At 48.3% G+C, this 13,478-nt stretch carries 6 protein-coding genes, 1 tRNA gene and 3 rRNA genes; 9 read left to right on the top strand and 1 reads right to left on the bottom strand.

Annotated features, from left to right (window positions below; genetic code table 11):
* Nucleotides 1-34 precede the first annotated feature (34 nt).
* A complete protein-coding gene (ligA, locus tag MKY42_RS29125) occupies nucleotides 35-2,053 on the top strand; it encodes an NAD-dependent DNA ligase LigA (RefSeq protein WP_090903600.1) in 2,019 nt (672 codons plus the stop codon).
* Nucleotides 2,054-2,203: 150 nt separating this feature from the next.
* Here the strand turns inward: ligA and MKY42_RS29120 are convergent, their stop codons facing one another.
* A complete protein-coding gene (locus MKY42_RS29120; protein WP_339846581.1) occupies nucleotides 2,204-3,556 on the bottom strand; it encodes a molybdopterin-dependent oxidoreductase in 1,353 nt (450 codons plus the stop codon).
* Between the two features lie 700 nt (nucleotides 3,557-4,256).
* On the opposite strand from MKY42_RS29120, the gene MKY42_RS29115 reads away from it, so the two are divergent.
* The 8 genes from MKY42_RS29115 to MKY42_RS29080 all read left to right on the top strand — a co-directional run bounded on the left by MKY42_RS29115 (nucleotide 4,257) and on the right by MKY42_RS29080 (nucleotide 13,429).
* Nucleotides 4,257-5,808: ribosomal RNA gene (locus MKY42_RS29115) — 16S ribosomal RNA — on the top strand.
* Nucleotides 5,809-5,961: 153 nt separating this feature from the next.
* Nucleotides 5,962-6,037: transfer RNA gene (locus MKY42_RS29110), tRNA-Ala, on the top strand.
* Between the two features lie 209 nt (nucleotides 6,038-6,246).
* Nucleotides 6,247-9,171 (top strand): 23S ribosomal RNA (locus tag MKY42_RS29105).
* A gap of 146 nt (nucleotides 9,172-9,317) precedes the next feature.
* Nucleotides 9,318-9,434, top strand: a 5S ribosomal RNA gene (rrf, locus tag MKY42_RS29100).
* Together the 16S, 23S and 5S rRNA genes with 1 tRNA gene alongside form the textbook arrangement of a ribosomal RNA operon.
* Before the next feature lie 231 nt (nucleotides 9,435-9,665).
* Entirely contained in the window at nucleotides 9,666-10,841 is a 1,176-nt protein-coding gene (locus MKY42_RS29095; RefSeq protein WP_339846578.1) for a GNAT family N-acetyltransferase, read from the top strand.
* A 472-nt stretch (nucleotides 10,842-11,313) separates the two neighbouring features.
* Nucleotides 11,314-11,775, top strand: a complete 462-nt coding sequence (locus tag MKY42_RS29090; protein WP_024633618.1) for a CtsR family transcriptional regulator — start codon at nucleotides 11,314-11,316, stop codon at nucleotides 11,773-11,775.
* Nucleotides 11,776-11,805: 30 nt separating this feature from the next.
* Nucleotides 11,806-12,330, top strand: a complete 525-nt coding sequence (locus MKY42_RS29085; RefSeq protein WP_339846574.1) for a UvrB/UvrC motif-containing protein — start codon at nucleotides 11,806-11,808, stop codon at nucleotides 12,328-12,330.
* A gap of 28 nt (nucleotides 12,331-12,358) precedes the next feature.
* The gene (locus tag MKY42_RS29080) at nucleotides 12,359-13,429 is read left to right on the top strand and encodes a protein arginine kinase (protein WP_053779232.1); all 1,071 of its coding nucleotides are present in this window, start codon (nucleotides 12,359-12,361) and stop codon (nucleotides 13,427-13,429) included.
* Nucleotides 13,430-13,478 lie beyond the last annotated feature (49 nt).

Here is a 13,478-nt window from a genome sequence, read left to right as displayed (position 1 = left end):
GATCCAAATTATAATAACGGAGGGATGGCCCTGTATGGACCCGATGCACCGGATGGAGCAACTCGTTACCGAGCTGAACCAGCATAATTATCAGTACTACACGATGGATCAGCCGCAGATCAGTGATAAGGAGTATGATCTTCTGTACGACGAACTGGTTACGCTGGAACAGGAGAGTGGTATGGTTTTGCCTGATTCTCCGACACAGCGTGTGGGTGGTGAACTGCTCAAAGGGTTTACACCGCATCGACATTTATCCTCATTGTGGAGCTTGGACAAAGCCCAGAATATAGAGCAGCTGCGAAGCTGGAATACTCGCGTGCTCAAGCTGGTCAATGACTACAACACCAAAAATCCGGACAATCCGTTGCCCGAACCTGGCTATGTGATTGAACTGAAGTTTGACGGTTTGACCCTGAATCTAACGTACACAAACGGTGAATTGGTTCAAGCCTCTACGCGTGGAAACGGAACCGTAGGCGAGGGCATTTTGGCACAGGTTAGAACGATTAAGTCGGTTCCCCTCAAAATACCTTATACAGGCGGCACGATTGAAGTTCAGGGTGAAGGCATCATGAACCTGTCTGTATTGAATCGTTATAATGAAACAGCAGCAGAGCCGCTTAAAAATGCCCGGAATGCCGCAGCAGGAGCACTGCGCAACCTGAATCCGAAGACTACCGCTGAGCGGCGGTTGAACGCCTATTTCTATAATGTAGGTTATTCGGATGATATTCAGTTTGCCAACCATCAGGAGATGATGGACTTTCTCCGTGAGAATCGATTCAAAGTCAATCCATCCATTACGTATTTCCATGAGTTTGATGATGTGATGGAGCAATTGGCAGCGATACAGGAGAGTCGTGGTCAACTGGACTACCTGATTGATGGAGCTGTTATCAAAATCACAGACATGCGCACCCGTGAGGTACTGGGTTACACCGATAAATTCCCTCGTTGGGCGGTAGCTTACAAGTTTGAGGCGGAAGAGACCACGACCGTTCTGAACTCTGTTGTCTGGAATGTGGGCCGTACCGGTAAAGTGACACCACTTGCTCGAGTTGAACCGGTTGAGTTAGCTGGGGTAACGGTACAGAACTGCACGTTGAATAACGTAGGTGACATTGAGCGGAAAAATCTGAAATTTGCCTTGGGTACACGTGTCTTTATCCGTCGTTCCAATGATGTCATTCCTGAAATCCTGGGTAAAGTGACTGAAGAGAGTGACGGCGAGGAGATTGTATTCCCTGAGCAATGTCCGGCATGTGGATTCCCGCTGGAACAGCGTGGAGCGCATTTGTTCTGTAACAACAAGCTGGCGTGCAAACCGCAGACGGTGGCCCGGATTTCTCATTTTGCTTCCCGTGATGCAATGGACATTGAGACATTCAGCGAGAAAACGGCGATTCAACTGTACGATGAATTGAATGTGCGTGAGCCCGCTGACCTGTATACATTGCAATTCGATGATTTGGTGAAGCTGGAGCGGTTTGGTGAGAAGAAAGCAAACAACCTTATTGCTGCCCTAGAGCAGAGCAAGGATCGTGACCTCGCTTCGTTCCTATACTCACTGGGTATTCCGAACACAGGTAAATCAACTACACGTATGCTGGCTGACCATTATCGCGACCTGCATGCCATTATGAATGCAACGGCAGAGGAGCTCGTTGAACTTCCGGACGTAGGCGGCATTGTAGCTGAGAGCATCGTGACTTTCTTTGCAGACCCGTTTACACAGGCAGCTATCGAGAAGATGCTGAATTTGGGTGTGAAAGCCCAGGCACCTGAGGCACCAGCAGCGATTGTGGAAGATTCCTTCTTCAGTGGCAAAACGGTCGTGCTGACCGGAACGCTGCATCAACTCACGCGGGAAGAAGCGACGCAACGACTAGAAGCACTTGGAGCGAAGGTAACGGGCAGTGTCTCCAAAAAGACAGACCTCGTTATAGCCGGAGAGAAGGCAGGTTCTAAACTGACCAAAGCTCATGATCTCGGCATTCCTACCATTGAGGATGAGGACGAACTTGTACGTCTTTTGAATCAAGAGGGATAGAATTTGAATGTGGAGTAGGCTTTGATTAAATCGCAGCTTATCTCGAATAAGTAATAGATAACTTAAAGACCCCTGTACCACGAATAAGTGGAACGGGGGTCTTTGGTTTGCACATTTATTTAAACTAAACTATATCGGCAGTAACTCCAATCAGGAACGCGCCTGAGAAGCACCAGTAAGCCATGCATCCTTGTCGTATCCTCGTTCTTCCCAGTAGCCGATATGTTCGCTGTCAATCAGTTCAATACGATTCAACCACTTGACGGACTTATAGGCATACATCTGGGGAATGACCAATCGTACCGGACCGCCCAGATCTGCTGGAATCGGTTTCCCATCATGCATGACAGCTATCATTATATCCTCCATCTGTGCCTGATCCATCGTTATCGCATCTGTATATACACCGTCTCCTGAGTAGAACTTGACGCTGTGTGCTTCGGGTTTTACGCCGGCTTGGGTCAATAGTTGCTTAAGAGATATGCCTTCCCAGGTGTTCTTATAAACAGACCAGCCTGTTACGCAGTGAAAGTCACTGACCTGAACGGTACGAGCAAGCTTCACAAATTGCCCCCAGTTCCATACCTGTGCGCGTTCAACAAGCCCATCAATCCGGAATGACCAGTTTGCATTGGAAAAGGAAGGTATCGGTGTTACGGTGTATACACGAAAATGACCTTCGGACCCGCCTCCAACGGGAGGTGAGGAAGCTGGCAGTGCTTGTGGTAAGGGCACCATGCGATTGGGGTCGTTCTCCAGCATGCTATCAATACTGTTGTCTAGTTTGAGGTTTCGTCCAACCCATGATATAAAAGTAGGCCCTAAAGTCACAGCTAGGCCCACGCCTACAGCAGACCGAATAAAGGCCCGCCGTGTATACACGGGTTGAGGTTTCTCTGGTTGATGGAGAGGACTCTCCTTAATGGTACGTATAGATTCGGTGGAAACTAACGCAGCTGGCGTCGTATTTTCATCAGGAGCATCAGCTGGATGCACCATATTTCTACCCTCTGCTACAACTGTCGTTGCTTTTACTGCACGGCGTGCAGGGTCTTTTAACCATCTCGTTCGCGTGATGGAGTGGTAGATAATATAAGGCAGGCCAACCCAAGTCAGCAAATCATGAACAAGAAGCGCGGTATTCGACCATCTCGGCCCAGCGAGCTTGAACTGCCATAACACAATCCCTGATAACAGCCACCCTACCAGCAGTATAAGAACAACGATTGTATTTGCTCTTTGCCAAGGCCGATTACGAAGTTGTTTCCAATGCTTTCCGGCCAAAAGTAAGTAATACACCACGGGTGCCAGCATAGCTAGCCCGACGAAAATATGTAGCCACTTTAACCATACGCGTCCAATCCCGAGTAACTCGCGCCAGAAACCACCGACCAACATAAGACCTGATACCGCGAGGATGACAACAATCCAGGCATTCCAGGCATGAATAGAAACGAGCTTTTTACCATAACCCTTTCGAATGTTCTTCAGCCATTGCAGCATTTGCGTTCACCCCATATAGGTTATTCATCAGAGCATCTTTGATATAAATGAAGTCTTATTGTGATTAGAGAGAGGGTTCTGAATTTAGTATTATTGAGTATTGTGTCAGTGACTACTTGAGGGAGTATCATATTCATTCCTTATTCTATATTATATATACCTTATTATAGAGCGTTTGGATCACTTCATCAAAAGGGGAGGGGAAACACCTCTTATATAAAAGTATCCTCTAAGTGGTTATCTAAATACTATTTGTTCACAAGTAGATGTGTTCATCTATTTTTAGTAAATAGAATTCATTTATTCAGTAACCCGAAGTATCTTTATGTAAATAGAGTTGATCCTTCTGCATTCATATAATCTGTCGAATGATGTAGTTGAGAGTCTCTTGAGTTAGCGGGAGTTGTGGATTATAAATCATTTATATAAAGGTTATTAAAAAGTGCTTGCTAAATAAATTAGATCATGATATATTATTTCTTGTCGCCTCAAACGAATGATTGTCGAAACGCTTTGAACGCTGACGAAAAAAAGAGTTGACAGTTAGTTAGTCAACATGATAAGATAAGATTCCTGTCCGGTTGACAAGCATTAACACGAACGGACAACAAGTTCCTTGAAAACTGAACAAATGGATAGTAACTTTTGATTCATAATGAATCGTCAGTTTCAAAATGAGCTTATCGCTCTTTTCAATACTTTATTGGAGAGTTTGATCCTGGCTCAGGACGAACGCTGGCGGCATGCCTAATACATGCAAGTCGAGCGGACTTGATGAGAAGCTTGCTTCTCAGATAGTTAGCGGCGGACGGGTGAGTAACACGTAGGCAACCTGCCCTCAAGCTTGGGACAACTACCGGAAACGGTAGCTAATACCGAATAGTTGTTTTCTTCTCCTGAAGAGAACTGGAAAGACGGAGCAATCTGTCACTTGGGGATGGGCCTGCGGCGCATTAGCTAGTTGGTGGGGTAACGGCTCACCAAGGCGACGATGCGTAGCCGACCTGAGAGGGTGATCGGCCACACTGGGACTGAGACACGGCCCAGACTCCTACGGGAGGCAGCAGTAGGGAATCTTCCGCAATGGGCGAAAGCCTGACGGAGCAATGCCGCGTGAGTGATGAAGGTTTTCGGATCGTAAAGCTCTGTTGCCAGGGAAGAACGCTTGGGAGAGTAACTGCTCTCAAGGTGACGGTACCTGAGAAGAAAGCCCCGGCTAACTACGTGCCAGCAGCCGCGGTAATACGTAGGGGGCAAGCGTTGTCCGGAATTATTGGGCGTAAAGCGCGCGCAGGCGGTCATTTAAGTCTGGTGTTTAATCCCGGGGCTCAACCCCGGATCGCACTGGAAACTGGGTGACTTGAGTGCAGAAGAGGAGAGTGGAATTCCACGTGTAGCGGTGAAATGCGTAGATATGTGGAGGAACACCAGTGGCGAAGGCGACTCTCTGGGCTGTAACTGACGCTGAGGCGCGAAAGCGTGGGGAGCAAACAGGATTAGATACCCTGGTAGTCCACGCCGTAAACGATGAGTGCTAGGTGTTAGGGGTTTCGATACCCTTGGTGCCGAAGTTAACACATTAAGCACTCCGCCTGGGGAGTACGGTCGCAAGACTGAAACTCAAAGGAATTGACGGGGACCCGCACAAGCAGTGGAGTATGTGGTTTAATTCGAAGCAACGCGAAGAACCTTACCAGGTCTTGACATCCCTCTGACCGGTACAGAGATGTACCTTTCCTTCGGGACAGAGGAGACAGGTGGTGCATGGTTGTCGTCAGCTCGTGTCGTGAGATGTTGGGTTAAGTCCCGCAACGAGCGCAACCCTTGATCTTAGTTGCCAGCACTTCGGGTGGGCACTCTAAGGTGACTGCCGGTGACAAACCGGAGGAAGGTGGGGATGACGTCAAATCATCATGCCCCTTATGACCTGGGCTACACACGTACTACAATGGCCGGTACAACGGGCTGTGAAGCCGCGAGGTGGAACGAATCCTAAAAAGCCGGTCTCAGTTCGGATTGCAGGCTGCAACTCGCCTGCATGAAGTCGGAATTGCTAGTAATCGCGGATCAGCATGCCGCGGTGAATACGTTCCCGGGTCTTGTACACACCGCCCGTCACACCACGAGAGTTTATAACACCCGAAGTCGGTGGGGTAACCGCAAGGAGCCAGCCGCCGAAGGTGGGATAGATGATTGGGGTGAAGTCGTAACAAGGTAGCCGTATCGGAAGGTGCGGCTGGATCACCTCCTTTCTATGGAGAATCGTTTCCTGCGTGGAAACATTCAAATACGCAGGTTCTTAGAACCTGCGGCAGCGATTCATTTCGGTCCATCACATTAGTGTGGATGAAATGAAGAGCAAAACACAGTTACTTATCCATTTGTTCAGTTTTGATGGAATTTGAGGGGCCATAGCTCAGCTGGGAGAGCGCCTGCCTTGCAAGCAGGAGGTCAGCGGTTCGATCCCGCTTGGCTCCACCAAAGAATTTCGTCTATTTAGCTTGTTCTTTGAAAACTAGATATCGAAACGAAAATTGCGAATTAGAACATTCCTTTTTAAGCTGAACTTGTGTTAAAACAAGTTTCAATAAAAACGGTAGATTGCATGAGCGAGTGATCGAAATGGAGCGACTTTTGGCTTTGGACGCAGTCCAAAACAAGCGGAGCGACAGCTCGAACACGAGCGGAATGGTTAAGCTACTAAGAGCACACGGAGGATGCCTAGGCGCTAGGAGCCGATGAAGGACGTGGCGAACAACGAAACTGCCTCGGGGAGCTGTAAGCAAGCTTTGATCCGGGGGTGTCCGAATGGGGAAACCCAGCTGGGGTAATTTCCAGTTACTCATAACTGAATACATAGGTTATGTAGAGGCATACCAGGGGAACTGAAACATCTAAGTACCCTGAGGAAGAGAAAACAATAGTGATTCCGTCAGTAGCGGCGAGCGAACGCGGAGAAGCCCAAACCAGAGAGCTTGCTCTCTGGGGTTGTGGGACATCTCACATGGAGTTACAAAGGAGCCGGTTAAACGAAGAGGTCTGGAAAGGCCCGCCAAAGAAGGTAAAAGCCCTGTAGTTGAAAGTTGGCTCTCTCCGAGATGTATCCCGAGTAGTGCGGGGCACGTGAAACCCCGTATGAATCCGGCAGGACCATCTGCCAAGGCTAAATACTTCCTAGCGACCGATAGTGAAGCAGTACCGTGAGGGAAAGGTGAAAAGCACCCCGGAAGGGGAGTGAAATAGAACCTGAAACCGTGTGCTTACAAAAAGTCAGAGCCCGTTTTAGGGGTGATGGCGTGCCTTTTGTAGAATGAACCGGCGAGTTACGTTCCCGTGCAAGGTTAAGGTGAAGAGCCGGAGCCGCAGCGAAAGCGAGTCTGAATAGGGCGATGTAGTACGTGGACGTAGACCCGAAACCGGGTGATCTACCCCTGTCCAGGGTGAAGGTGCGGTAACACGCACTGGAGGCCCGAACCCACGCACGTTGAAAAGTGCGGGGATGAGGTGGGGGTAGCGGAGAAATTCCAATCGAACTCGGAGATAGCTGGTTCTCCCCGAAATAGCTTTAGGGCTAGCCTCGGAAAACAGAGTCGTGGAGGTAGAGCACTGATTGGGTGCGGGGCCCGCAAGGGTTACCAAGCTCAGTCAAACTCCGAATGCCATAGACTTACTTCCGGGAGTCAGACAGTGAGTGCTAAGATCCATTGTCAAAAGGGAAACAGCCCAGACCATCAGCTAAGGTCCCCAAGTGTGTGTTAAGTGGGAAAGGATGTGGAGTTGCACAGACAACCAGGATGTTGGCTTAGAAGCAGCCACCATTGAAAGAGTGCGTAATAGCTCACTGGTCGAGTGACTCTGCGCCGAAAATGTAACGGGGCTAAACACACCACCGAAGCTATGGCTTGATGCTTGCATCAGGGGTAGGGGAGCGTTGTATAAGGGTTGAAGGTGTACCGTAAGGAGCGCTGGACATTATACAAGTGAGAATGCCGGTATGAGTAACGAAAAGATCAGTGAGAATCTGATCCGCCGAAAGCCTAAGGGTTCCTGAGGAAGGCTCGTCCGCTCAGGGTAAGTCGGGACCTAAGGCGAGGCCGAAAGGCGTAGTCGAAGGACAACAGGTCGAAATTCCTGTACCACCGTAAGCCGTTATGAGCAATGGGGGGACGCAGCAGGGTAGTGACGCGGACTGATGGATGTCCGTCTAAGCAGTGAGGCTGATGTGTAGGCAAATCCGCACATCGTAAGGCTGGACTGTGATGGGGAGCGAAAATTATAGTAGCGAAGGTCATGATCTCACACTGCCAAGAAAAGCCTCTAGCCAGGTGATGGTGCCCGTACCGCAAACCGACACAGGTAGGCGAGAAGAGAATTCTAAGGCGCGCGGAAGAACTCTCGTTAAGGAACTCGGCAAAATGACCCCGTAACTTCGGGAGAAGGGGTGCCCCGGTAGTGTGAATAGCACGAGGGGGCCGCAGTGAAAAGGCCCAAGCGACTGTTTAGCAAAAACACAGGTCTGTGCGAAGCCGTAAGGCGAAGTATACGGGCTGACGCCTGCCCGGTGCTGGAAGGTTAAGGGGAGCGGTTAGGAGCAATCCGAAGCTGTGAACCGAAGCCCCAGTAAACGGCGGCCGTAACTATAACGGTCCTAAGGTAGCGAAATTCCTTGTCAGGTAAATTCTGACCCGCACGAATGGCGTAACGACTTGGGCGCTGTCTCAACGAGAGATCCGGTGAAATTTTAATACCTGTGAAGATGCAGGTTACCCGCGACAAGACGGAAAGACCCCATGGAGCTTTACTGCAGCTTGATATTGAATTTGGGTACGATCTGTACAGGATAGGTGGGAGCCTTTGAAGCGTGAGCGCCAGCTTGCGTGGAGGCACCGTTGGGATACCACCCTGATCGTATCTAGGTTCTAACCTGGTACCGTAATCCGGTGCGGGGACAGTGTCAGGTGGGCAGTTTGACTGGGGCGGTCGCCTCCTAAAGAGTAACGGAGGCGCCCAAAGGTTCCCTCAGAATGGTTGGAAATCATTCGAAGAGTGCAAAGGCATAAGGGAGCTTGACTGCGAGACCTACAAGTCGAGCAGGGACGAAAGTCGGGCTTAGTGATCCGGTGGTACCGCATGGAAGGGCCATCGCTCAACGGATAAAAGCTACCCTGGGGATAACAGGCTTATCTCCCCCAAGAGTCCACATCGACGGGGAGGTTTGGCACCTCGATGTCGGCTCATCGCATCCTGGGGCTGAAGTAGGTCCCAAGGGTTGGGCTGTTCGCCCATTAAAGCGGTACGCGAGCTGGGTTCAGAACGTCGTGAGACAGTTCGGTCCCTATCTGTCGTGGGCGTAGGAAATTTGAGAGGAGCTGTCCTTAGTACGAGAGGACCGGGATGGACGTACCGCTGGTGTACCAGTTGTTCCGCCAGGAGCACCGCTGGGTAGCTATGTACGGAAGGGATAAGCGCTGAAAGCATCTAAGCGTGAAGCCCCCCTCAAGATGAGATTTCCCAGTATGTAAGACCCCTTGAAGACGACGAGGTAGATAGGCTGGGGGTGGAAGTGCAGCAATGCATGGAGCTGACCAGTACTAATCGGTCGAGGGCTTATCCAAGATATGCAGGTTATAACTCGCAAAGTTCGTTTCGGATCTAGTTTTCAGAGAATAATCTCTGAAATGAAAATTGGTACATCACAGAATGTGCGTATGATTTTCAGTTCCATATTGGATTTCAAGAAGCTATGCTTCGACAAATCGCGTTTGGTGGCGATGGCGGAGGGGTTCCACACGTACCCATCCCGAACACGACCGTTAAGCCCTCTAGCGCCGATGGTACTTGGACCGCAGGGTCCTGGGAGAGTAGGACGCCGCCAAGCGAAGAACCACTGCCGATGTTATTCGGTGGTGGTTTTTATTTGCGTTTTTTTACTATAGATCACAGGTGGAACAATTATTATACACGAAAAAAATATTCCCGAGAGATGCCCACGCATCTCTTGTTTGACTTTGTCCCGTTCCTCTGACACACTCATAAATAGATACATACATCACGTATCAGGCCATGATTTGAAAGATATCATAACTTAGAGAACGGGGTGCAGGACGACATGGAAATTCAGAAATTAACCGTAGATGATTTTGAGCCAGCTATGGCACTCTCCGAGTATGCTTTTCAAGTGGTAATGAGTGAAGAACAAACGGAGAAGCGACGGAGTCAATTTGATTCACAGGATATATGGGGTGTATTTGAGGAAGGACAATTGGGTGCCAAACTTCACATTATTCCTTATCAAACTTATATTCACGGAAGATCGTTCGAGATGGGCGGTATTGCGGGAGTAGCCACATGGCCAGAATATAGACGCAAAGGCTGGGTAGCCGGGCTATTGAAGCATGCGCTGGAGGAAATGAACCGTAACAAACAAAGTATATCGTTTTTGCATCCGTTCTCTTTTGCATTTTATCGGAGATATGGATGGGAGACGTATGTTGAGTTTAAACGATATAAAGTGCCTACAGCTCATCTGCCTGCAAAAAAGGCAACCCCTGGAACAATTCGGCGTGGCGATCCGGGAATCAGCGTATTAAAGGAAGTATACAGTGCGTATGCTGAGCGCTATAACGGAACCTTAATCCGAGATGATGCGAGATGGGAGAATTCAGTTCTCACTAATGGAGCCAGCCAGAAGGCTGTATATTATGATGAAGCTGGTAAAGCACAAGGCTATGTTTTATATGAGGTTAAGGAAAGAAAGTTTACCATTAAAGAGATCATTTATCTGAATGAAGAGGCAAGACAAGGTTTGTGGACCTTTATAGCCAACCATGATTCCATGATTGAGGAAGTCACTTTACAGGCACCAGCCAGTGATATGCTTGCTTTTCAATTAGATAATCCGCGGATTCAGCAGGAAATTGTACCTTTCTTCATGGCACGTATTGTGAGTGTCGAACAATTTATTTCCCAGTATCCTTTTGCGAGCCCAGACTCACCAGTACAGATTAATCTCCAGGTAGAGGATGCATACGCACCATGGAATGAAGGGGTATGGCAATTAAATGTGGCGATGAACGGTACAGCTTCAATATGGAAAACATCTGAGCCTGCTGCTAAAGATCAGACTGTTAAAGTAGACATTCAGACGCTTACCGCTATGCTGATGGGGTATCGTAGGCCCACAGAGATGGCTCAGATAGGTAGAATGGAAGGACCAAATGAAGCAATAAAAGCTCTGGAACAAGCAATTCCTGATCGGGAAACGTATTTACTTGATTTTTTCTGATCCTCATAGAGTAAAGAGTTTTCTAGGATCAATTTCATAGATTTAACGTGTATAGCATTACGTTGCTAGTGTGAGACAAATGGACTTCTCCAGTTATTTTGGAGAGGTTTTTTTGTGTCAGCCGAATATTTCGTGTAAAATCGTAAAAAATGAATAGTGCTCCCTCTTGGCAAAACCACAAAATATGCTATAATGTATATAAAGTCAAAGAAAGTCAAAGTCAACTAAAGGTTAAATACTTACGTAGCTTTCTTTCTGCAATCCGGTGGTGGGAGCCATTTTAAAGGTAGTGCACATCAGCGGATAAAGGCAATATTAAAGGACCTTCGAGCGTCCTTCGCTCTCCTGTTAAAGACCGTTGAAGATCAGTTTCGCTGTTTCCTTGATTGGTTAAATGGGTTGAGAAGGTGTACTCTGTAGGGGCGTGTGGGTCCTTATTGACTTAACGTTTCAGACAGTGGAGGATGAGTGGATGCGTAATATCTCTGATATTATCGAACAATATCTGAAGAGTATTTTGCATGAAAGTCCCGAAGGAATGGTCGAAATTCAACGTAATGATCTGGCTGACCAATTTTCATGTGTGCCTTCCCAGATCAATTATGTCATCAGCACCCGATTTACACTCGAAAAAGGTTACCTTGTAGAGAGTAAACGTGGCGGCGGCGGTTATGTTCGCATACAGCGGATCGAATTGCCAGCTCACTCGGCTCTGCATAACCATTTGCACCATAGTATTGGAGATGAGATCGGGCAGACAGCTGCCGAAGGTCTGATCTACCAACTGGAAGAAGCACGTTTCTTGAGCAAAAGGGAAGCCGGGTTGATGCGGGCAGCTGTATCGAGAGAGATTATATTGGTCAAACTTCCTTACCGGGATCAAATTCGTGCCAGAATGTTAAAGGCGATGTTAATATCTTTGCTCGGTAAATGAAAACTATCGGGATCAAGGGGGTACATCATTGTGCTGTGCCAAGAATGCAACAAACGACCGGCAACACTCCATTTCACGAAGATCGTGAACGGAGAGAAGACGGAATTCCATATTTGTGAGTCATGTGCTCGTGAAAAAGGGGAAATGATTCCCGGAACATCCAACGGATTTTCCATTCACAACTTATTGTCCGGGTTGCTTGATTTTGAACCCTCAGGCAAGAATGGGAATGCGGGAGCAACACCTGCACAATCCCTTCGTTGTGAAGAATGCGGCATGACCTATTCACAGTTTAGCAAAATCGGCCGCTTTGGCTGTAGTTCTTGTTATAAATATTTTGACAGTCGTTTGGACCCGCTATTCAAACGGGTTCATGGCAGCACTCTCCACGTGGGGAAAGTGCCTGCACGAGCTGGTGGCCGCATCAAGGTCAAAAGACAGATTGCTGATCTGAAACGGGATCTTCAGGAGAGCATAACGCAAGAGGAGTTTGAAGAAGCTGCTCAAATTCGTGATCAGATCAGGGAACTTGAAAAAGAAATAGCTCAGGAGTAAAGTTTGTGATGAGTAGGAGGGATGCGTAATGCCTAATCTTCGTTTTACAGAGAAGGCGCTCAGCGACTGGATGCGTAGTGATGCGGCTGATTCCGAAATCGTCATTAGCAGCCGGGTCCGGATCGCACGCAACCTGCAGCATTATCCGTTTCCGATGCTGGCTTCCAATGAGCAATCGGAAGAAGTGCTGAATAAGCTGAGCGAAGTACTTCAATACGATGACGTTCATGCCTTTGGAGATTTTCATACTCTGGATCTGATTGATATCGATGACCTTGACAAACGGGTGCTGGTGGAGAAACATCTGATAAGTCCCAGTCTTGCGAACGAATCCAGAAATGGTGCTGTTATTCTCAGTGAGGATGAATCTGTCAGTATTATGATTAATGAAGAGGATCATCTTCGTATCCAGTGCCTCTATCCGGGGTTCCAGGTGAAAGAAGCCTGGGAGAAAGCTTCCGCCATAGATGATGCTTTTGAAGCGCATGTGGATTATGCTTTTGATGACCGCAGAGGATATTTAACCAGTTGCCCTACAAATGTAGGTACAGGTGTAAGAGCATCTGTCATGATGCATCTGCCCGCTCTGGTGATGACACAGCAGATCGGCCGCATTCTAACCGCAGTCTCCCAAGTCGGACTGACTGTACGGGGAATTTACGGTGAAGGCAGTGAGGCGATGGGTAACCTGTTCCAAATCTCGAACCAGATCACACTGGGGCAGACGGAACAAGAAGTCATTGATAACCTGCATAGTGTTGTGTTACAGATGATAGGGCATGAACGTACCGCGAGAGAACGGTTAATTACCGACTCCAGACTGCGAATTACCGACAGGGTTATGCGGTCATATGGCATTCTGTCCCATGCTGCAATTGTCGATTCGAAGGAAGCTGCACAGCGTTTGTCTGATGTTCGACTTGGTGTGGATCTCGGCTTGTTGGACGGCTTGTCCATAACCGTGATGAACGAGTTGAATGTGATGACGCAGCCGGGCTTTTTGCAGAAAACATTTGGGGAAGACATGCGGACAGATGAGCGTGACATATATCGGGCTCAGTTGATTCGTGATACGATCAGTGCAGCCAATCAATCTTAGGTTGTTCAAGCGTTGTTTATAAAGGTTTCACGCCGCATCTGCGGCTTCT

It is taken from the genome of Paenibacillus sp. FSL W7-1088, assembly GCF_037969855.1.
Classification (GTDB): domain Bacteria; phylum Bacillota; class Bacilli; order Paenibacillales; family Paenibacillaceae; genus Paenibacillus.
This window is presented reverse-complemented; position numbering and strand designations above follow the sequence as displayed.

What these genes read in the sequence shown, in the direction of transcription:
- MKY42_RS29095 (WP_339846578.1), top strand. Translation starts at nt 9,666, where the DNA reads ATGGAAATTCAGAAATTAACCGTAGATGATTTTGAGCCAGCTATGGCA.
- ligA (WP_090903600.1), top strand. Translation starts at nt 35, where the DNA reads ATGGACCCGATGCACCGGATGGAGCAACTCGTTACCGAGCTGAACCAG.
- MKY42_RS29090 (WP_024633618.1), top strand. Translation starts at nt 11,314, where the DNA reads ATGCGTAATATCTCTGATATTATCGAACAATATCTGAAGAGTATTTTG.
- MKY42_RS29080 (WP_053779232.1), top strand. Translation starts at nt 12,359, where the DNA reads ATGCCTAATCTTCGTTTTACAGAGAAGGCGCTCAGCGACTGGATGCGT.
- MKY42_RS29120 (WP_339846581.1), bottom strand. Translation starts at nt 3,556, where the DNA reads ATGCTGCAATGGCTGAAGAACATTCGAAAGGGTTATGGTAAAAAGCTC.